Genomic DNA, 20120 nt, shown 5'->3' on the forward strand with positions numbered 1-20120 from the left:
CTTGGATTGAGGTGCAGCCCTACCACGCAAGGGCCAGCACCTCAACCACCTCTCGTTCACCAACGCCACCGGGTGGAATGACTGCAACGGCGTCGGCGTTTGCCAGTCCACGCATCATCCCAGAGTTCAACCAGGGCAACTCCGTGACGAAGAACGTCCCCGACCGGTTCTGACTCGTGACAGGAACTAGGCGGGTGTCGTGCGCGGGAGCCTTGATCGACGTACTGGTTAAAGCGCTGGTGAGTTCCGGCAGTTCCATCCCTAACAGTCCACAGGCCAAAGGACGAACCAGCGTGAGCATCCCACCCAAAGACGCAGAAAGGGGGTTTCCTGGCAAGCCAACAAAGAACTGATCGCCTCGTCTGGCAAGAAGATTAGGGTGCCCCGGCCGCATAGCAATCGAGTCGATAACCATCTGCGCCCCAACCGTTTCAAGGGCAGTGTGGAGGAAATCTTTTGGACCGGCGGCCGTGCCACCGGTCGAAATAACTACCCTCGCGGAAGAAGTGGCCAACGCTTGCGTTGTGGCTTCGAGGGTGTCAGGGATAAAACGGAACCCGCTCACCTCTAGACCAAGCAGAGCGGCATAGGCCGCGAACTGCGGTTCAAACGCATCACGCACCTGACCGGAACGTGGAATACCGGACCGTAGAACTTCGTCGCCAAGCACAAGGATTTCACACGAGGCGGCGCACCGTACTTCAAGAGTGTCATGGCCTGCCATAGCTGCAAGAGCGGTATGAGCGGGAGACAAACGGGTTCCAGCGGGCACCAAAATCTCGTCCCGCCGCGCCTCATCACCACAAGGACGCACATGAGAATTCGCGAACGGCTCAGATTCGTGGGTGGCACGCACGAAACTATCTGCACCGTCACCAAAGACCTCCGTAAACTCGCGGCGGATGACACCAAACGTCCCGCTAGGAACAACCCCGCCCGTCGCGATGAGAACAGCGTCCTTAGGTGTGAGCGTAACCTGCGAGACGTGCCCCGCTAGAGCAGCCCCATCCACCACCCGCCACGGCCCCTGACTACCGCCAACCGCCCAACCATCCATCGCCGATGTAGTGTCGTAAGGAAGATCAATGAGTGAACGCACATCAGTGGCTAAGACCTGACCCACGCCATCTGCAACCGGAACACGGCGCGAATGTAACGCAGCCGCAACAGTATGTGCGGTTTGATGAGCGATATGCCACGTAGGCTCGATGAGGGGAAATTCGCTTGTCACAATCACCAATACTGCCAACGAACGAGGAGAAAAGTAAATTGGATAACGCCTCCAATCGCCTCACGCACGTGACAACTGCGGGACACGTACACATGGTTGACGTCGCCCGCAAAGAAATCACGGAACGTATCGCTCACGCGAGTTCCTTCGTGGCATGCAACGCCGAAGCAGTTCGACTCCTACGCAGCGGTGAACTCAAAAAAGGCGATGCTCTCGCAGTGGCACGCGTCGCCGCAATCGCAAGTGTGAAAAAGACCCCAGACCTCATCCCACTGTGCCACCCGATTTCCATCACCGGCGTGAAGGTTGACATCACGGTCCAAGACGAGGGCGTACACACCCAAACACGTGTGACCACAACCGACCGCACCGGAATCGAAATGGAAGCCCTCACCGCAGCCACAACTGCGGCACTCAACATCGTTGACATGATTAAGGCAGTCGATCGCGGCGCGCATATTGCATATGCGCGGGTGGATCATAAGGCGGGCGGACGTTCGGGTTCGTGGACGCGCTCAGATGATGGCGTGCCCATTGCCGACGAATCGGCGACTTCCAACACCCCACCCACTTCCAGCACCTCGTCTATGTCCAGTGCCTTGCCAGCGTCCAGCACACCACTGGTCGGCGTGGTGACCGTGTCTGACCGTTCCTACGCGGGCACCCGCCAGGACCTTACTGGCCCCGCAATCACGCAACACGTGCAGCGATGGGGCCACCTCGTCGAAAATCTGCTGACACCAGACGACATCACACACATACGCACCGCCATCAACGAACTACGCGCCGCAGGCGCGTGGCTGATCATCACCACCGGCGGAACCGGAATCACCAGCCGTGACATGACCCCGCAAGCCGTAGCCCCACTGCTAGACACAACCCTGCCAGCGTTAACGCACGCCATCCAAGCCAGCGGAACCGGAACAGCGCCCGGGGCACTGCTGAGCCGATCAATCGCCGGCCTCATGGGCCGCACCGCCATCATCACCCTGCCAGGTTCCCCAAACGCAGTACGCGACGGCCTCGCCATACTCGACACCGTCCGAGAACACCTATACGCCCAACTGGCGGATACCGATCACTGAAGGAACGTTATATGACTGAAGAATCCGTCGTGGTCCTCACCTCCATCACCACGGACGAACTGAACGTGACCCACCACGAGAACCTCGTGGCGGACCCGCGCATGGGCGCAGTCGTCTCATTCGGTGGTGTCGTTCGCAACCACGACTCACGCGCTGGAGTAACCAGACTCGAATACGAGGGACACCCGCAGGCCGCGAAGACACTCACCGAGATTGCCGACGACCTGGCCCTACAGTTCCCCGGCGTACGGATCGCAGTCAGCCACCGGGTCGGCGCCCTAGAAGTCGGGCACATCGCGCTGGCCGCAGCAGTCGCCTCCGCCCACCGCGCCGAAGCCTTCGGCTGCTGCGCTCAGCTCGTCGAGGAAATCAAAACCCGACTACCCATCTGGAAAAACCAATTCTTCGACGACGGAACCCAAGAATGGGTAGGGTCCCTATGACCACGGCGCCATCACCTAGCGTGCGCGGCGACCAACTACTAGTGGACACCTACGGACGCAGACACCGAGACCTACGCATCTCACTGACAGATAAATGCAACCTACGATGCACCTACTGCATGCCCGAAGAAGGCATGGAATGGCTCGCCAAAACCCAACAGCTCACCGTTGACGAACTCGTACGCATCGCCCGGGTGGCAACCGAACACGGAATCGACGAGATCCGACTCACCGGAGGCGAACCACTGCTCCACAAGGACGTGCTCGCAATAACACGACGACTAGCATCACTTAACGCCACCCCCGAAATCTCAATGACCACAAACGGTCTACGCCTACACCTACTCGCGGGGGGACTGCGTGACGCAGGGCTCACCAGACTCAATGTCTCACTCGACACCCTCGACGATGCCCGATTCGCAGAACTTACCAGGCGCTCGCGGTTAGGTGACGTGCTGCGTGGGCTTGATGCTGCCGATGCGGCAGGTTTCACGGGAACGAAGATCAATACGGTGCTGATGCGGGACGTGAACGACGACGAGGCTCCGCGACTGCTTAACTTTGCGCTCGAACGGGGCTACGAACTGCGTTTCATCGAGCAGATGCCACTTGACGCCGGACACACGTGGACCCGCGAGCGCATGATCACAGCTGACGAAATCTTTACTCAGTTGTCTGCGCACTTCACCCTTGAGCCGGTTCCGGCGCGGGGAGCTGCTCCGGCTGAACGATGGTACGTGAACGGCACATCCGCAACCGTTGGGATCATCGCCTCTGTGACTCGCCCGTTCTGCGGAGCCTGCGATCGTATCCGGCTCACCTCCGATGGGCAGGTGCGTAACTGTTTGTTTGCCCGTGACGAACTGGATCTGCGCGATGCGATCCGTTCGGGTGCCACCGATGAGGATCTTGCCCGGATGCTTGGCGTCGCTGTGGCAGCCAAACTGCCCGGGCACGGTATCAACGATCCCGGTTTTATTCAGCCGGAGCGTGGCATGTCTGCGATTGGCGGTTAGGCCGTTTTGTCCGCCAGTGTCTACCCACCTGCGAATGGCGGTAGAACATCTACGGCGACGTTCCTGGTGAGTGGAAGTTCGAAGTCTCGACCGTCTTGGCGTAGTCCGTCCAAGAGGTAGGAACTGCGTGCCACAACCTGTTCGAACTCGGAGCCGTGCTGGTTGATGGCCTGTGTCCGGGCGTCGGCTATGGAGGCGGCCGTGAAGGTTTCGGTGTGGATTCCCTGTGCCGCTGCCCGTACCGCAGCGTAGTAGGTGAACGTCACCGTGTATTGACCGGTGTTCATCATGACTCGCTTGTTGGGGCTGGCACGAGTTCACGGATCGCCGCGATGATCTCGCGTGCCTTGTTGTTGTCGCCGCCTGACAGGCCAACGGCAAGCCCGACGTAGTACGTGGAGATTGGGCCGGCGGGGCGGGCGACGTTGTGCGCGACCTCGCGGGTGAGGTCTAGCAACTCGACGATTTCGGGTTCGAGAGCTGTTTCCGTACCGAGTTCAAGGGTGGTGGCAAGTCGTTGCGCCCACTGGGCTACGGTGACGTTCATTGTCCTGCTTTCTGTGTGCGTTGGGTTTCCATGTTTTGGGAGTGGAGCAATCGTTCGAGCGTGTCACGGTCCGCCGTGGTGTCAACATCCAGGCTTTCGAGGTCACTGATCTCGAGTGTGGCGGTTCTCAGTGATTGTCTCAGCAATCGAAGTGGTGAGTTCTCGATGCGGTTGTCAGCGCGTAGTCGTTTCAGCGCGTAGTCGGCGGCGGGTCGGTCGTAGACGGCGATGAGGGGTTGCGGGTAGCCTGCACCGTCCTGCGCCAGAACGGCATCGCAGGGTTTTCTCTTCTCGCGTAGGGAGATCAAGTGTGCAAGGAGCCTGGGCAGTGCACGACCGGCAAATGGGGCATCGCAACTTAAGACAGCGCAGTGCGTGGCTTGGCTGCGAAGCGCGGCGAATCCGGCTGCGAGTCCTGCGAGTGGGCCTGAGCCCGGCGGGTCCTCCACGGTCCAGTTCACCGCGTTGCCTGGGTCAAGGTCACGGCGCGGGCCAACTATCACGGTCTCCACGCAGTGTGGTGCTGCCTCGCTGATGACGTGTTGGAGGTAGGACTTTCCGTCCACCTGCAGGAGGGCTTTGTCGGTTCCTCCCATTCGTTGGCTTGCCCCGCCTGCAACGACGATGAGGGCCATGGTTGGGCGAATGTGTTGATGCGCCATATTTAGGCTCCGTAGAGGCGTAGTGCAGTTGCCTTGATGCTTGCCCTCACCGTTGTTCCTGGCTGGAGTGCAAGGTGGGCAACGGACCGAGTGGTGATATCAGCACGAAGTGGGAACAGACCTTCGAGTTCGACTCTGGCGAGGGAACCCATGACCTCGATGTGGCTGACCTGCATGGTCCAGTGATTGCGTGTTGAGACCAAATCGGATGGTGAACTGGTGGGCAGTTCAAGGGTTACGTCGGTGGGAGCGCAGGACACAAACCGGCTGGCGGAGGGTGCGTAATCGAGGTGCACCTCGCATGGCGTGGGGGCGGAGGCGTCCATCGCAATGATCGCGGCGTGAGAGTCAGTGTTTGCGGCAACTGGAATGAGGTTGAGTCCAAGGAACTCTGCGGCAAAATGTGAGCGGGGGAGAGAAGCGACTTCACTGACTGATGCGAACTGCACTAGTTCTCCCGCTTCCAGCACCGCGATGTGGGTGGCAAGCGCAAATACGTCGAGCACCTGGTGGCTGGTGAATATGAGGGGGAGGTCGTGCTCGGTGGCATATCTGCTCAGTAGGCGACGAGACTCTGAGGCGGAACCACTGTCCAGATTCGCAAACGGTTCATCGAGTAGGAGCGCTCCGCCTTCGCAGGCTAGTGCGCGGGCGAGTGAGACGCGTGCGGTTTGTCCAGATGACAGTGTTCGAACACGGCGGTCACGCAGATGTTCTATATCGAATGCGCGTAGGAGTTCCTGTGTGATGTTGTGTGCTGCGGTGCGCGTGCGCTTGAGTTTGGCGACCTGTTCGACGCTGCGGTGCACGGTAAATGAGGGAACAAGTCGTGGTTCTGGGAACACCATGGGTATGCCGCGCTGCCAGGCGTGAACCGAGGTTCGTGCGGTGTCGGTGAGGAGCGTGCGGTTGTTGAGACTGATGGTGGTGCCGTGCTCAGCGGCATCCAATCCTGCGAGAATTCGTAGGGTCGAGGTCTTTCCGCAACCGTTTGGGCCCACGAGGGCGACCCGCATTCCTGGTTCCACGTTTAAGGAGATGTCTAGTGGGAGGTTCCGTGCGGCGTTTCCGGTGATTGTGCAGTTCAGTGTCATAGAGCCTGGTCCCTTGTGCGCATTCGCAATACTCCAAGGATGATGCAGGAAATGAGCAGCATAGTAGCGGATGCGGTGAGCGCGGCGTCGAGGTCGTATCCGAGAAACTCATTGATGGCGGTGGGCAGGGTTTGGGTGTGTCCCTTAACGGCTCCGGCAAAGGTGAGGGTTGCCCCGAACTCGCCGAGGGCGCGCGCGAAGCCAAGGGCGATGGAGGCGATCGCCGCGGGCTTGACTGCTGGCAGCACAACCGAGAAGAACGCCCGGAGCGGGGACATTCCGTAGGTCAGTGCGGCTTCGAAGTGTTTGCCACCGAGCGTTGTGAACGCGGATTCCATGTTGGTGACCAGGAATGGCATGGCAACAAATGTCTGAGCTATCACGATTGCCGCAACGCTGTAGGGAATCTGTATGCCAAAGGCCTCGAACCAGGTACCGATCCAGGAGCGTCGGCCAAATGTGTACAGTAGCGCAACCCCGGTAACGACCGGGGGAAGCACGAGCGGCACGGAAACGACTGTGCGCACGAAACCGCCGATTCGACGCGTATTGTGCGCCAGCCACCAGGCCGTTGGCACGCCAATCACCGTTGCGATCAGAGCCGCGGTAACGGCTGTGGTCAGTGAAAGCGTGAGCGCATCACGCACGGACGGTTGGGCGAGCACCTGAGGTACTCGTGCTAGCGGTACGCGGACAAGCAGCGCGAGGAGCGGTACGGCGAGAAACATGCAGGCGACTGCCGCGCTGAGCCCTGCCCAGCGCGGCAGCGCGGTCGAACCACGCCGCGTGTTTTTACTGCGCGGCGTGCTCGGGGTGCGCGGCACAGTTCGCATTACTTCTGTGCTTCTCCGAAACCGTAGTTGGCAAGAACCGCCTGGCCCTCTGCGCTCAGCACGAAGTCGACGAATTCTTGCGCCGTGGCCACGTCGCTTGTAGGTGCGATTCCATATGTGGTCGCGGGGAACGTGAGGTCAGGGATATCAGCGATCACGGTGTCTACATTGCCTGTGGCATCGGTTGAGTAGACGAGGGCGGCATCGACCTGATCGGTCAGCAGCGCCGCGAAGGTGTTCGATACGTCTGACCCTTCGGTGCGGATGTCTAGGTCGAGGTTGTTGGTGGCGGCGAATTCGCGGGCGAGGATGCCACACGGTGCGGTTTCGACGCACTGGGCGATGCCCACGCTCTCAAGTTCCTCGCGGGTCGTGGGCGCATCTGTGGTGTCGGTGCGGACCGCGACGGTGAGTTCGTTGGTTGCGAATTGTTCGAAGTCGGTGATGTTTGCATCGTCCATTGCGGCAAGATCCGCGCTGGCGAACACGTCTCCCGCGTTGCCCTCGGCGATGCCCACGGCGAGTGCGTGCGAGTTGCCGAAGTTGAAGTTGACCTTGACGCCCTCGTTCGTCTCAAAGCTCTGCCCCAGTTCCTCAAATGAGGCGCGCAGGGATGCGGCGGCAAAGACCGTTATTTCCCTGGGTTCATCGGCCGATGAGGAACACCCCACTGTGGTGGCTCCCAGAGTCAGCGCGACGAGCAGGGCAACAGCGACGCGCCGCGCATTGATGATACGAGTGGTTTTCACTGGTGATTTCTCTCTGTGAGGGCGGCAAGACCACCTGTGAGGTGACTTACCTGTTTTCTGTTGGATGCTGTCAGGGCGGCGACCGCAATTGCGGAACGCTTTCCCGAGGCGCAGTACACCAACGTTGCCGGTGCCTGCGGCACCTTGGCGGGCTCCGCGAGGAGTTCATCAAGGGGAATGTTGAGCGATGCGGGAATGGCGTATTCGCTATGCTCAGCTCGAGTTCTGACATCGAGTAAGAGCGTGTTCTCAGGCAGATTGGCGACGACCCGGTCAAGCGGATCTTCCACCTCGCCACCCAGCGCCATGCCGTCGCGCTCAGTGTCCGCATCCGCACCGCGGATGCTGGATGCACATCCACCCACAGCGACGGGCTGCTGGAAGGCATCTGACTCGTCGCCAATGGGAACACTGCAGGTGGGGCATTCAGGGTTCTTTGCCAGCGGCAGATACTGCCAACCCGTGGAGAGCGCATCGAGTACAGCGATCCTGCCCGAGAGCGGCATGCCGATTCCCAATAGGATTTTGACGGCTTCCATCGCCTGGAGCGTGCCCACCATGCCGGGTAGAACACCGATGACACCGCCCGAGGCGCACGACGGAACCGTGCCGGGCAGCGGTGGACGAGGAAACAGACAGCGATAGCAGGGACCATCGTTGTATCCGAACACGGACACCTGCGCGTCGAACTGATAGATCGCAGCCCATACATACGGAACACCTACAGCAACGCAGGCATCGTTGAGGAGGTAACGCGTGTCGAAGTTATCCGTCCCATCGATCACAATATCTGCGGCGGCAACGAGTTCATCGGCATTCGCGGCGGTTAAGCGCTCGTTGATCGCACGCACTGTGACATCCGGGTTCTGTGTGCTCAAGGCCCGATGTGCAACCTCTGCCTTGGGCTGATCAACATCAGCGGTCGTGAACAACACCTGACGCTGCAGGTTGGAGAGCGACACGGTGTCGTCGTCAATGACCGTGATGCTGCCAACCCCCGCAGCAGCCAAGTACGTCAGTACCGGAGCGCCCAATCCACCCGCACCGACCACGAGCACTCGAGAAGCAAGGAGATCCTGCTGACCGGCAATACCTACCTGCGGCAGCGTGAGATGCCGTGCATAACGTTCAAACTGGTCGGGACGCAACTCAGGGGTGTTTCCCGGTGTGTGTTGTGCAGGCATCAGCGGAGGCATACGGACAGTTAAACAGGATAAAAACGAGAAAAGTAGTGAAAAAGGTCCTAGATGTGGGTCCTATACGAGGGTTTTACGTCCATGTCACGCACCGGAAATGCTCAAGGTGGGGTAGGAGTGCGCAGCCAGTTGAACCCAATCCGCGATGCGCTAAATGTCAGTGGGGCGCGATAGTTTAGAAACATGCGTCCTGACTTAGAGATCCAGCGGGCAAACACCCAGTTCGAAGTTGTTTCTGAATTCCAGCCCTCAGGTGATCAGCCAACCGCAATCGCGGACCTGGCCGCACGCCTGCGTGCCGGTGAAAAAGACATCGTGCTGCTCGGTGCCACCGGTACCGGTAAATCGGCAACCAGCGCCTGGCTGATCGAGGAGGTGCAGCGTCCAACGCTGATCATGGCTCCCAACAAGACCCTTGCAGCGCAGCTGGCAACCGAGTTCCGCGAGTTGCTGCCCAACAACGCCGTTGAGTACTTCGTCTCGTATTACGACTACTACCAGCCCGAAGCGTATATCGCGCAAACGGACACCTACATCGAGAAGGACTCCTCAATCAATGAGGAGGTCGAGCGGTTGCGACACTCGGCCACCAACTCGCTGCTCACCCGACGCGACGTCGTTGTGGTCGCATCGGTGTCCTGCATCTACGGTCTTGGTACCCCTCAGGAATACGTCGAGCGCATGGTGCAGATCGATGTGGGCGACGAGATCGACCGCGACGAGTTGCTCCGTCAGTTCGTCATGATGCAGTACAGCCGCAATGACCTGGCGTTTACCCGCGGGACGTTCCGCGTCAAGGGGGACACCGTCGAGATCATTCCCGTGTACGAGGAACTGGCCATCCGGCTGGAGTTCTTTGGCGATGAGATTGACGCGATCTACACGCTGCACCCGCTGACGGGTGAGATAGTCACCCAGGTTGAGACGATCCATATCTTCCCGGCCACCCACTATGTCGCAGGCCCAGAGCGCATGGAGCGCGCAATCAACTCGATTGAGACGGAACTGCAAGAGCGCCTGGCTGAACTCGAACGCCAGAACAAACTCCTCGAAGCCCAGCGTCTGCGCATGCGCACCACCTACGACATTGAAATGATGCGGCAGGTTGGTTCCTGCTCGGGTATTGAGAACTATTCCCGTCACATCGATGGCCGTGATGCGGGCACCGCCCCGCACACGCTGCTCGACTACTTCCCAGATGACTTCCTGCTCATCATTGACGAGTCCCACGTGACCGTTCCCCAGATCGGAGCCATGTTCGAGGGAGACATGTCCCGCAAGCGCAGCCTGGTCGAACACGGGTTCCGGTTGCCAAGCGCGATGGACAACCGTCCGCTGAGGTGGGAGGAGTTCGTCGAACGTATCGGTCAGACCGTCTACCTGTCGGCAACCCCGGGAGACTACGAGCTCGCGCTTTCGGATGGAACCGTTGAACAGATCATTCGGCCAACCGGACTCGTGGACCCACAGGTCACCGTGAAGCCCACCAAAGGACAGATCGACGATCTGCTCCACGAGATCAACACACGCGTTGAAAAGGACGAACGCGTTCTGGTGACCACCCTGACCAAGAAGATGGCCGAGGACCTGACCGACTACTTCTTGGACAAGGGAGTGCGCGTACGCTACCTACACTCAGACATCGACACTCTGCGCCGGGTGGAATTACTGCGCGAACTACGCCTCGGCGAATACGACGTACTGGTGGGAATCAACCTGCTGCGCGAAGGGCTCGACCTGCCAGAGGTATCGCTCGTAGCCATTCTTGATGCCGATAAGCAGGGCTTCCTCCGTTCCCCGCGCTCCCTGATTCAGACTATCGGCCGTGCCGCACGTAACGTTTCCGGTGAGGTGCACATGTACGCCGACTCGATCACCCCGGCGATGGCCCAAGCGATTGAGGAGACTGAACGCCGCCGCGACAAGCAGATCGCCTACAACACCGAACGCGGTATTGACCCCCAGCCACTGCGCAAGAAGATCGCAGACGTCACGGACATGCTGGCTCGCGAGGACATCGACACCCAAGAACTGCTGTCCGGCGGATATCGAAAGGCGCTGGACCGCAAAGCTGCCGATTCTGCGGTTGAGAAGGCGTTCACTGTGTCCGCAACCACTGATCTCGGTGAACTCATCAAGCAGTTGACCGAGCAGATGCATGAGGCTGCTGCGGAACTGCAGTTCGAGTTGGCAGGGCGCCTGCGCGATGAGATCTCAGACCTGAAGAAGGAACTGCGTCAGATCAACGAGGCCACTAAGTAGTCTCCGGTCACTCCCGCCTGACCTTGAATGGGAGTGACCGAGGTCGCACACAATTACAGCCATTCGGAATAACGTTTATGCGCTGTGTGTTGGATAATTGAATTTGTTTGAAGGGGAGTATCCCACCAATTGCAACTCCGTCATCACGGCAGTCCCGACGACTGACCCGGTATTGCAAGCCTTAACAGTCCATCACCACGCGGTGAATCGGTATGCGCGTTAAGGCGGGAGAGACCTTCGGTGCCCGAACTATGTACCGGAGGTTCTATTGCTAGATACCCAACACATGATCCTGTGGATCGTGACAGTAACCCTTATCATCGTCATGCTGACCGTCGACTTTGTCGGTCACGTCCGCAAACCACACGCTCCCAGCCTCAAAGAAGCTGGGATTTGGTCTGCCGTCTACGTTGCGATCGCGATCGTCTTCGGATTTATCATCTGGGGCGTCATGGGATCGACCGCCGGAGTCGAGTACTTCACCGGCTACGTCACCGAAAAGTCGTTGTCACTCGATAACCTTTTCGTGTTCATCCTCATCATGACCGCATTCCGGGTGCCTCGTGAGGACCAACAGAAGGTCCTGCTCTTCGGAATCGTCGTCGCGCTGATCTTCCGCACCTTCTTCATCCTGCTCGGCGCAGCGGTTATCGAGAACTACTCGTGGGTGTTCTACATCTTCGGGGCATTCCTGATCTGGACCGCGATTCACCAGGCAATGCCGCAGGAAGACGAGGAGTACAAGGAAAACGCGTTGATTCGCCAACTGCGCAAGGTACTCCCACTCACCGATGACTACGTGGGCGACAAGGTCTTCGTGAAGGTTGACGGCCGCCGCATGGTCACGCCCATGCTGATCGTGATGGTAGCGATCGGTTCTGCTGACCTGCTCTTCGCCGTCGACTCGATCCCAGCAATCTTCGGTATCACCCAAGACGCATACATCGTGTTTGCCGCCAACGCGTTCTCGCTGCTTGGCCTGCGTCAACTATTCTTCCTCGTGGACGGCCTGCTCGAGCGACTCGTGTACCTCAACTACGGTCTCGCCGTGATCCTCGGCTTTATCGGAGTCAAGTTGGTATTGCACGCGCTGCACGTCAACGAACTCTCGTTCATCAACGGTGGTCAGCCTGTTCTTGGCGCTCCAGAGATTAGTACGACCACCTCGATGCTCGTCATCTTTGGAACGTTGATCGTGACCACGATTGCATCCCTTATCAAGTCACGCAAGGACGATCGGGAGAAAGAACTCATCGACTCCTGAGGCTTACAGTCGTTGGGAATAGGGCCGTTGGTGGGCGCACAGTACTGCGGCACTAGAAGCATCTCAGAACTAGAGAGGCTCTCGGCACCATAGATACGGAGGGCTGGGTGACATCGCTTCACGCGAGTTCACCCAGCCCTCCGTCCATCACGCTGACTATCTACGCATACCAGCTAGATGCTGGAACGTAGCCGGATCGTCACCAAGCAAACGCACACCGAGCCGAGACGCACAATCAAGCACTACGGGCAGTTTAAGACTGCGCCCATTTGCCAATCACAATCTTCCACTCGACCACTGCGCGGTCCACTACCAGTCCTTGCAGCCAGAATGGATCCTGTGACAACAACTCAAGCGCCGCATCGGTATTCTCAGCGCGCACGATGATCAAGGCGCCCGACATATCGCCTTGACTCACAGGCCCCGAGGCAAGAATCGAGCCAGCCACAGCGAGAGCGCCGAGGTACGCACGGTGTGCTGGGCGGTGCTCGTCAAGCGCCGCCGTATCAGATGAGTAAACATAGGTGATCGCGTAGGTGTTCATACGTGAATCTAACCACAGAGCGCTTCCCTGACGATGAAACGTCTCGTGATCCATCGGCGTAAATCCGTCGTCCACCTGCACGAGTATGTGGCTGGGCAAGGGGTGGTGTTAAAAATCGAACGCACAACACGCTTCGAACATATGTACGATATGGCCGGTTGTCGCATAGAATGACACGGTGACTGATCGCTTAATTGTCCAGGGTGCCCGCGAACACAACCTGAAGAACATCAGTATTGATCTTCCGAGAGACCAACTGATCGTGTTCACGGGCCTATCCGGCTCCGGTAAATCCTCGCTCGCCTTTGACACCATCTTCGCTGAGGGGCAGCGACGCTATGTCGAATCCCTGTCCGCGTACGCGAGACAGTTCCTTGGACAGATGGATAAACCGGATGTGGACTTCATCGAAGGGCTTTCGCCGGCGGTTTCGATCGACCAGAAGTCCACAAACCGCAACCCCCGCTCGACCGTGGGCACCATCACCGAGGTACACGACTACCTGCGTCTGCTCTTTGCACGTGCCGGAACCCAGTTCTGCCCCGTCTGTCACGAGCGAATCACCGCCCAGACACCGCAGCAAATCGTGGACCGCCTCATGGCGCTAGAGGAGGGCACCCGCTTTCAGGTTCTCGCACCCGTCGTACGCGGACGCAAGGGGGAGTACCAGGAACTCTTCGCCGAACTACAGAGCAAGGGATTCGCTCGGGCCCGCGTTGACGGTGAGATCCACCAGTTGTCGTCCCCGCCGACACTCGAAAAGCAGATCAAGCACACCATTGAGGTCGTGGTTGACCGCCTGGCAATCAAACCGACGATCAAACAGCGCCTGACCGACTCGATTGAAACCGCTCTCACCGCTGCGGACGGTCTCGTTATAGTTGAATTCGTTGATCTTCCAGCCGACGATCCTGAACGGGAACGTCGCTTCTCAGAAAAGCGTGCCTGCCCGAACGACCATGAACTAACACTCGATGAGATCGAGCCACGCACGTTCTCCTTCAACGCACCCTACGGTGCCTGCTCTCAGTGCACGGGTATCGGTGTTCGCCTTGAGGTGGATCCGGATCTGGTCATCCCGGACGATGAGAAGTCGATCAACGAGGGCGCCATCGCGCCGTGGGCGGGTTCCTCCTCGGAGTACTATGACCGCGTGTTGATGGCACTCGCTGAGGAACTTGACTTCTCTCTCAACACCCCGTGGAAAGATCTGCCCGCCAACGTGCGAAAGGCCATCCTGCACGGCAAGGACTTTAAGGTCCAGGTCAAATATCGCAACCGTTGGGGGCGTGACCGCGCCTATACAACCGGCTTCGAGGGTGTCATCGCGACGATCAAACGGCGTCACGAGGAAACCGACTCGGAGTGGTCAAAGGACAAGTACGAAGCCTTCATGCGCGAGGTCCCATGCCCAACCTGTAAGGGCACCCGCCTCAAGCCCGAGGTGCTTGCGGTGAAGGTCGGTGGCAAATCCATCGCGGAAATCTCGGAGATGTCGATCAAGGAGTGCAAGCCATTCCTTGACGCCTTGGAACTCACCGAGCGTGAGGCCAAGATCGCTGCCGCCGTTCTCAAGGAAATCCAGGACCGCCTGGGCTTCCTGCTCGACGTGGGACTCGACTACCTGACACTGTCACGCGCAGCAGGAACCCTGTCCGGCGGTGAGGCGCAGCGCATTCGCCTTGCCACGCAGATCGGCTCGGGACTCGTTGGCGTGTTGTACGTACTGGACGAGCCGTCGATCGGTCTGCACCAGCGAGACAACCGCCGCCTGATCGATACGCTCACGCGTTTGCGGGACTTGGGTAACACCCTCATCGTGGTTGAACACGATGAAGACACCATCCGCACGGCAGACTGGATCGTTGACATCGGCCCGGGCGCTGGAGAGCACGGCGGTAAGGTGGTCCACTCCGGCACGTATAAGCAACTGTTAAAGAACAAGGAATCTCTGACCGGTCAGTACATCACTGGCGCTCGGAAGATCGAGTTGCCAGACGCTCGCCGACAAGTGAATCCTGCACGCCAGGTCAAGGTTGTCGAAGCGCGCGAAAACAACCTGCAAAACGTGTCCGTTGACTTCCCATTGGGTGTACTCACCTCAGTGACCGGCGTTTCGGGCTCCGGTAAGTCCACGCTCGTGAACTCGATTCTCTACACGGTCATGGCGAACAAGCTCAACGGCGCACGTCGGGTCCCAGGTCTCCACCGTCGCGTGGAAGGACTTGAGCAACTCGATAAGGTCGTGCACGTTGACCAAGGCCCCATTGGTCGTACGCCACGGTCGAACCCAGCCACCTACACCGGCGTGTGGGACAACATCCGTAAGCTGTTTGCCGAGACGAACGAGGCAAAGGTGCGCGGTTACGGGCCTGGCCGCTTCTCGTTCAATGTGAAGGGCGGACGCTGCGAGGCATGTTCTGGTGATGGAACCCTCAAGATTGAGATGAACTTCCTGCCGGACGTTTATGTTCCCTGCGAGGTCTGTCACGGCGCACGCTACAACCGCGAGACGCTTGAGGTGCACTTCAAGGGCAAGAACGTCCAGGAAGTCCTTGAAATGCCGATCGAGGAGGCAGCTGAGTTCTTCTCCGCTGTTCCAAGCATCGCACGTCACCTCCACACCCTCGTGGACGTCGGTCTTGGATACGTGAAACTTGGCCAACCTGCCACCACCCTGTCCGGTGGTGAGGCGCAGCGCGTGAAACTGGCGTCAGAACTGCAAAAGCGTACTTCTGGCCGGGCTATCTACGTGCTGGATGAGCCTACGACCGGCTTGCACTTTGAGGACATTCGTAAGTTGCTGCTGGTCCTGCAAGGGCTCGTGGACAAGGGCAACACTGTTCTCGTTATCGAGCACAACCTCGATGTCATCAAGAATTCCGACTGGGTCATCGACATGGGGCCTGAGGGCGGTTCCGGAGGTGGGACTGTGGTTGCCGAGGGTACTCCAGAACAGGTCGCCCAGGTTGCCGCCTCGCACACGGGAAGGTTCCTCAGGGAGATTCTGGACAAGGATGGCGTGGTGCCGCTTGGCGAGATGGTTCCAGAGGTTGGAGCAGCGCGTCCCCTGAAGAAAAAGACGGCCTCATCTCGTGCTACCAGGGTCAAGAAGGCATCCTAAATGGCAGACCCGTCAACCTACCGTCCAGCGCCCGGGGAGATCCCAACCAACCCGGGCGTCTATCGGTTCCGTGACAAAGACGGTCGGGTCATCTATGTGGGCAAGGCCAAGAACCTGCGTTCGCGCCTGTCCAATTACTTCCAAGACCTCTCTGTGCTGCATCCACGGACACAAACCATGGTCACCACGGCAAGCGCCGTGGAGTGGACTGTGGTCAACACCGAGGTTGAGGCGCTCTCGCTCGAGTACTCGTGGATCAAGGAGTTCGATCCGCGATTCAACGTCAAGTACAAGGATGACAAGTCCTACCCGTATCTCATGGTCACGATGTCCGAGGTGGTGCCTCGGGCGCAGGTGATGCGCGGTGCCAAGAAGGCAGGCAACCGCTATTTTGGCCCGTTCGGGCATGCGTGGGCGATCCGCGAGACCCTGGATCAACTGTTACGCGTGTTTCCTATACGCACTTGTTCGAGTGGCGTGTACAACCGCGCCCAACGTTCGGGACGGCCCTGTCTGCTCGGATACATTGATAAGTGTTCCGCGCCGTGCGTCGGACGGATCAGCGAGGAAGACCACCGTCAACTGGCGGAGGACTTCTGTGACTTCGTAGCAGGCGACACGGGACGCTTCATCAAGAAGATCGAGGAGCGCATGCGCGCTGCGGCTGCGGAACTCGACTTCGAGACGGCTGCTCGGCTTCGAGACGACGTCAATGCGCTCAAGCGCACACTTGAGCGCAACGCGGTCGTGCTGTCAGATGCGACCGACGCCGATATCTTTGCGCTGCACTCCGATGAGCTCGAAGCTGCCGTGCAGGTGTTCCATGTGCGCGGTGGGCGTATCCGAGGGCAACGTGGCTGGATCGTAGAAAAGGTCGAAGACCTGAGCGATGCCGAACTCGTTGAGCGCCTGTTGCAGCAGGTCTATTCGGAGGCACCCGCGGGCGTGCAGCATGAGGATGTGAAGCAGCGCCAATCAGCCGTTCCACGTGAGGTTCTGGTACCAGTCCTCCCCGAAGACCTCGCCGAGATCACCACCTGGCTTTCCGATATCCGGGGGAGCGCGGTGACCGTGAAGGTGCCGCAGCGCGGCGAGAAGGCCGAACTCGCCAAAACGGTTTTGACCAATGCGCAGCAGGCGCTGGCCTTGCATCGCACGCGACGGTCATCGGATCTGACCACCCGTTCGCAGGGCCTCAGAGAGATCCAGGAAGCCCTCGGACTCGACTCTGCGCCGCTACGTATCGAGTGTTACGACGTCTCCCACAATCAGGGCACCTATCAGAGCGCCTCGATGGTGGTTTTCGAGGATGGCTTGGCCAAGAAGAACCAGTACCGCCTGTTCAACGTGCGCGGCCCTGAAGGGGAGGGAGCACGCGACGACACGGCAGCGATGTACGAGGTCATCCACCGCAGGTTCAAGCGCTACCTCAAAGACCAGGAACGGGCCTCAGAGGACGAACTGATCGTATCCAGCGGCGAGATTTCCATGGACGAGGACGAGGCACTGGCCCAGGACCCGAAGCGGTTCGCCTACGCCCCCAGTCTCGTGGTGGTCGACGGTGGCCAGCCACAGGTTGCTGCGGCGCACAGGGCACTGGGTGATCTCGGCATCACGGATGTGGCACTGTGCGGTCTGGCGAAACGCCTTGAAGAGGTGTGGCTACCAGACGATGACTATCCGGTGATCCTGAAACGCAGTTCGGAGGGCCTGTACATGCTTCAACGCCTGCGCGATGAAGCACACCGTTTTGCCATCACCGCGCACCGCAAACGCCGTTCCGCAGGTATGGTGAACTCCGCGCTCGATGGCATTAAGGGTTTGGGGCCAGCCAAGCAGAAGGCACTGCTCAAGCATTTTGGTTCGGTCAAGAACCTCAAGAAGGCCACGGTCCAAGACATAGCCGCGGTGCCAGGGTTCGCGCAGAAAACGGCGCAAAATGTGTTCGACGCGCTGCACGTGGGGAAAGACAAACCTGTTCCGGTGGGTGCAGACAGCGTCCCCGAAGCAAGCGAAGCCGCAGATCTCGAGTAGCCCTCCAGTTCCTCCGAGATGCATTCCATATCAACTCAACTCCTTGCAGGAGCGGTTGAACCTCGGGCAACCTGAGCCGCGCCGAGCGTTGCTCAGGAGTACAGGGCGGATAGTTTGGCATGCTTGTGTCATGACGCATGAGCCCAACCCCTTTACCGTCCCGCAAGGTATCCCGGCCGTGGACGCAGCAGCGCATGGACCTCAATCGCAGTTTTCCGAGGTCCTGATCGTTACCGGCATGTCTGGAGCGGGAAAGTCGAAAGCCGTTGAGGTGCTGGAAGACTTGGACTGGTATGTGGTCGATAACCTGCCGCCCAAGATGCTTATCCCACTTGTTGGAATGATGACGCACACCGGATCGACGATCTACCGTCTGGCCGCCGTCGTCGATGTGCGTGGGCGGGAGTTCTTCCAGGATCTATACGATGTGCTGCAGAACTTCAAACAGGCGAATGTGGTTTTCCGGGTGTTGTTCCTGGACGCCTCGGATGAGGTCCTGGTGCGTCGATTCGAGCAGGTGCGCAGGCCCCACCCATTACAGGGCGATGGCCGTATTCTTGACGGCATCATAACGGAGCGGTCACAGCTCGCGGTCCTTCGAGCTCGTGCGGACTATTTCATCGACACCTCGAACTTGAACGTGCATGACCTAGCGCGTGAGGTTCGTGCGACCATCACGACGGATCAGGAAGACTCGCTACGGATCAATGTGATCTCGTTCGGCTTCAAGTACGGGATTCCGTTGGACGCGGATCATGTGGTGGACATGCGCTGGTTGAAGAACCCGTATTGGATCGATGAGTTGCGGCATCTGACTGGGCGTGACAGACCGGTGAGTGACTATGTGCTTGGACTTGAGGGCGCACACGAGTTCATCGAACGCTACATTGCTGCGCTTGAACCGGTGTTTGCGGGTTATCTGAATGAGGAGAAGCGCTATGCCACGGTTGCCGTTGGCTGCACTGGTGGCAAACACCGGTCGGTCGCGGTGTCTGAGGAGATCGGGCGTCGACTGCGGGAACGTGGTTTTCGGGTTGCGGTTGCGGCTCGTGATCTGGGTAAGGAGTGAGCGTGCATCCGTCTGTTGTCGCGTTGGGCGGCGGGCATGGTCTGGCTGCGTCCCTTTCCGCGTTGCGGTTGATGACGGAGCATCTGACTGCCGTTGTAACGGTAGCGGATGATGGTGGTTCATCGGGCAGATTGCGCCAGGAACTGGACGTTCTGCCGCCGGGTGACCTGCGTATGGCGCTAGCGGCTCTGTGTGATGACTCGGAGTGGGGTCGCACGTGGCGTGACCTGTTGCAACACCGGTTTTCCTCGCAGGGCAGCTTGAACAACCATGCCGTGGGCAATCTGTTGATCGTTGCGTTGTGGGAACTTCTCGATGACAAGGTCAGCGGACTCGACTGGGTCGGGCGCCTGCTGCGGTCGCGCGGCAGGGTCTTGCCGATGGCTGCTGTTCCGCTTGAGATCGAGGCGGACATGCTGGTGGGTGATCAGCAGTTCACCGTGCATGGTCAGTCGTTGGTCGCTTCGACAGCAGGCCATGTTGAGCAGCTCCGTTTGGTCCCGCACAATCCGCCTGCCTGTCCGGAGGCGGTGGAGGCGATCATGGACGCTGACTGGATCGTGTTGGGGCCTGGGTCGTGGTTTAGTTCCGTGATGCCGCACCTCTTGGTCCCAGAGATCTCCCACGCACTGCATGACACGAGCGCGCGTAAGTGCGTGACGATGAACCTGGGCACCTCGGTGTCTGAGACGCTCGGGATGAGTGCCGCCGATCATCTGTCCGCGTTACGCCGTCACGCACCCAACCTCCGAATCGACGCGGTCTTGGCTGATCCGTCGTCGGTCGACGATACGGATCTGCTTGTCGACGAGGCGGGCAGGCTGGGTGCACGAGTGCTGTTCCGGCAGGTCCGGGTGGGTGACGGCACGGCACGGCACGACTCATTGCGTCTGGCTGCCGCGTATCGGGATGTTTTTGACGATTTCCTGGGTGATGTGGGACTAATCTCGTCCTAACCCGTCACGCG

General features: G+C 59.3%; 18 protein-coding genes. 9 read left to right on the forward strand and 9 right to left on the reverse strand.

Going from position 1 to position 20120, the window contains the following annotated elements:
• Positions 1–19: 19 nt before the first annotated feature.
• Positions 20–1231, reverse strand: a complete 1212-nt coding sequence (locus ACFSYH_RS02960; protein ID WP_377465001.1) for a molybdopterin molybdotransferase MoeA — start codon at positions 1229–1231, stop codon at positions 20–22.
• 38 nt (positions 1232–1269) lie between these two features.
• On the opposite strand from ACFSYH_RS02960, the gene moaCB reads away from it, so the two are divergent.
• The 3 genes from moaCB to moaA are packed head-to-tail and all read left to right on the forward strand — an operon-like array spanning position 1270 to position 3775.
• Positions 1270–2316 (forward strand): bifunctional molybdenum cofactor biosynthesis protein MoaC/MoaB, encoded by a 1047-nt coding sequence (moaCB, locus tag ACFSYH_RS02965; protein WP_377465002.1) that lies wholly within the window; start codon positions 1270–1272, stop codon positions 2314–2316.
• 11 nt (positions 2317–2327) lie between these two features.
• Complete coding sequence (locus ACFSYH_RS02970) at positions 2328–2759, forward strand: molybdenum cofactor biosynthesis protein MoaE (RefSeq protein WP_377465004.1); 432 nt, start codon at positions 2328–2330, stop codon at positions 2757–2759.
• Positions 2756–3775, forward strand: a complete 1020-nt coding sequence (moaA, locus tag ACFSYH_RS02975; RefSeq protein ID WP_377465005.1) for a GTP 3',8-cyclase MoaA — start codon at positions 2756–2758, stop codon at positions 3773–3775. Before ACFSYH_RS02970 ends, moaA begins: the two co-directional genes overlap by 4 nt.
• Positions 3776–3795: 20 nt before the next feature.
• On the opposite strand, the gene ACFSYH_RS02980 is transcribed toward moaA, so the two are convergent.
• Genes ACFSYH_RS02980 through moeB form a run of 7 tightly spaced genes read right to left on the reverse strand, consistent with a single transcriptional unit; the run spans position 3796 to position 8844 of the window.
• Positions 3796–4065, reverse strand: a complete 270-nt coding sequence (locus ACFSYH_RS02980) for a MoaD/ThiS family protein (RefSeq protein WP_377465006.1) — start codon at positions 4063–4065, stop codon at positions 3796–3798.
• Positions 4062–4322: a DUF6457 domain-containing protein gene (locus tag ACFSYH_RS02985; protein ID WP_377465007.1), complete on the reverse strand. Its 261-nt coding sequence runs from the start codon at positions 4320–4322 to the stop codon at positions 4062–4064. The genes ACFSYH_RS02980 and ACFSYH_RS02985 overlap by 4 nt, the downstream gene beginning before the upstream one ends.
• Positions 4319–4984: a molybdenum cofactor guanylyltransferase gene (mobA, locus tag ACFSYH_RS02990; protein ID WP_377465008.1), complete on the reverse strand. Its 666-nt coding sequence runs from the start codon at positions 4982–4984 to the stop codon at positions 4319–4321. The genes ACFSYH_RS02985 and mobA overlap by 4 nt, the downstream gene beginning before the upstream one ends.
• Before the next feature lie 2 nt (positions 4985–4986).
• On the reverse strand, positions 4987–6078 hold the full coding sequence (locus ACFSYH_RS02995; RefSeq protein WP_377465009.1) for a sulfate/molybdate ABC transporter ATP-binding protein: 1092 nt from the start codon (positions 6076–6078) through the stop codon (positions 4987–4989).
• Positions 6075–6911, reverse strand: a complete 837-nt coding sequence (modB, locus tag ACFSYH_RS03000) for a molybdate ABC transporter permease subunit (protein ID WP_377465010.1) — start codon at positions 6909–6911, stop codon at positions 6075–6077. Before modB ends, ACFSYH_RS02995 begins: the two co-directional genes overlap by 4 nt.
• A complete protein-coding gene (gene modA / locus ACFSYH_RS03005) occupies positions 6911–7660 on the reverse strand; it encodes a molybdate ABC transporter substrate-binding protein (protein WP_377465011.1) in 750 nt (249 codons plus the stop codon). Before modA ends, modB begins: the two co-directional genes overlap by 1 nt.
• On the reverse strand, positions 7657–8844 hold the full coding sequence (gene moeB, locus ACFSYH_RS03010) for a molybdopterin-synthase adenylyltransferase MoeB (protein ID WP_377465012.1): 1188 nt from the start codon (positions 8842–8844) through the stop codon (positions 7657–7659). Before moeB ends, modA begins: the two co-directional genes overlap by 4 nt.
• A gap of 195 nt (positions 8845–9039) precedes the next feature.
• Between moeB and uvrB the strand changes: the two genes are divergently transcribed.
• Both uvrB and ACFSYH_RS03020 read left to right on the forward strand, forming a co-directional pair.
• On the forward strand, positions 9040–11118 hold the full coding sequence (uvrB, locus tag ACFSYH_RS03015) for an excinuclease ABC subunit UvrB (RefSeq protein ID WP_377465013.1): 2079 nt from the start codon (positions 9040–9042) through the stop codon (positions 11116–11118).
• Between the two features lie 286 nt (positions 11119–11404).
• On the forward strand, positions 11405–12382 hold the full coding sequence (locus tag ACFSYH_RS03020) for a TerC family protein (protein ID WP_377465014.1): 978 nt from the start codon (positions 11405–11407) through the stop codon (positions 12380–12382).
• A 253-nt stretch (positions 12383–12635) separates the two neighbouring features.
• Here the strand turns inward: ACFSYH_RS03020 and ACFSYH_RS03025 are convergent, their stop codons facing one another.
• Positions 12636–12926 carry a YciI family protein gene (locus ACFSYH_RS03025; protein ID WP_377465015.1) on the reverse strand — a complete coding sequence of 97 codons (291 nt, stop codon included), beginning with the start codon at positions 12924–12926 and terminating at the stop codon, positions 12636–12638.
• A gap of 178 nt (positions 12927–13104) precedes the next feature.
• Here ACFSYH_RS03025 and uvrA point away from each other — a divergent pair, with 178 nt between their 5' ends.
• The 4 genes from uvrA to ACFSYH_RS03045 all read left to right on the forward strand — a co-directional run bounded on the left by uvrA (position 13105) and on the right by ACFSYH_RS03045 (position 20109).
• A complete protein-coding gene (gene uvrA / locus ACFSYH_RS03030; RefSeq protein ID WP_377465016.1) occupies positions 13105–16050 on the forward strand; it encodes an excinuclease ABC subunit UvrA in 2946 nt (981 codons plus the stop codon).
• Positions 16051–18084 carry an excinuclease ABC subunit UvrC gene (gene uvrC, locus ACFSYH_RS03035; RefSeq protein WP_377465017.1) on the forward strand — a complete coding sequence of 678 codons (2034 nt, stop codon included), beginning with the start codon at positions 16051–16053 and terminating at the stop codon, positions 18082–18084.
• Between the two features lie 130 nt (positions 18085–18214).
• Positions 18215–19153, forward strand: a complete 939-nt coding sequence (gene rapZ / locus ACFSYH_RS03040) for an RNase adapter RapZ (RefSeq protein WP_377465018.1) — start codon at positions 18215–18217, stop codon at positions 19151–19153.
• A 2-nt stretch (positions 19154–19155) separates the two neighbouring features.
• Complete coding sequence (locus ACFSYH_RS03045; protein ID WP_377465019.1) at positions 19156–20109, forward strand: gluconeogenesis factor YvcK family protein; 954 nt, start codon at positions 19156–19158, stop codon at positions 20107–20109.
• The last annotated feature ends 11 nt before the right edge of the window (positions 20110–20120 follow it).

Source organism: Populibacterium corticicola (assembly GCF_042683685.1).
GTDB classification, from domain to species: domain Bacteria; phylum Actinomycetota; class Actinomycetes; order Actinomycetales; family Cellulomonadaceae; genus Timonella; species Timonella corticicola.

What these genes read in the sequence shown, in the direction of transcription:
- ACFSYH_RS02995 (WP_377465009.1), bottom strand. Translation starts at nt 6,078, where the DNA reads ATGACACTGAACTGCACAATCACCGGAAACGCCGCACGGAACCTCCCA.
- moaA (WP_377465005.1), top strand. Translation starts at nt 2,756, where the DNA reads ATGACCACGGCGCCATCACCTAGCGTGCGCGGCGACCAACTACTAGTG.
- ACFSYH_RS03020 (WP_377465014.1), top strand. Translation starts at nt 11,405, where the DNA reads ATGATCCTGTGGATCGTGACAGTAACCCTTATCATCGTCATGCTGACC.
- ACFSYH_RS02980 (WP_377465006.1), bottom strand. Translation starts at nt 4,065, where the DNA reads ATGATGAACACCGGTCAATACACGGTGACGTTCACCTACTACGCTGCG.
- rapZ (WP_377465018.1), top strand. Translation starts at nt 18,215, where the DNA reads ATGACGCATGAGCCCAACCCCTTTACCGTCCCGCAAGGTATCCCGGCC.
- uvrC (WP_377465017.1), top strand. Translation starts at nt 16,051, where the DNA reads ATGGCAGACCCGTCAACCTACCGTCCAGCGCCCGGGGAGATCCCAACC.
- mobA (WP_377465008.1), bottom strand. Translation starts at nt 4,984, where the DNA reads ATGGCGCATCAACACATTCGCCCAACCATGGCCCTCATCGTCGTTGCA.
- uvrB (WP_377465013.1), top strand. Translation starts at nt 9,040, where the DNA reads ATGCGTCCTGACTTAGAGATCCAGCGGGCAAACACCCAGTTCGAAGTT.
- ACFSYH_RS02985 (WP_377465007.1), bottom strand. Translation starts at nt 4,322, where the DNA reads ATGAACGTCACCGTAGCCCAGTGGGCGCAACGACTTGCCACCACCCTT.
- modB (WP_377465010.1), bottom strand. Translation starts at nt 6,911, where the DNA reads ATGCGAACTGTGCCGCGCACCCCGAGCACGCCGCGCAGTAAAAACACG.
- ACFSYH_RS02970 (WP_377465004.1), top strand. Translation starts at nt 2,328, where the DNA reads ATGACTGAAGAATCCGTCGTGGTCCTCACCTCCATCACCACGGACGAA.
- ACFSYH_RS03025 (WP_377465015.1), bottom strand. Translation starts at nt 12,926, where the DNA reads ATGAACACCTACGCGATCACCTATGTTTACTCATCTGATACGGCGGCG.
- moeB (WP_377465012.1), bottom strand. Translation starts at nt 8,844, where the DNA reads ATGCCTGCACAACACACACCGGGAAACACCCCTGAGTTGCGTCCCGAC.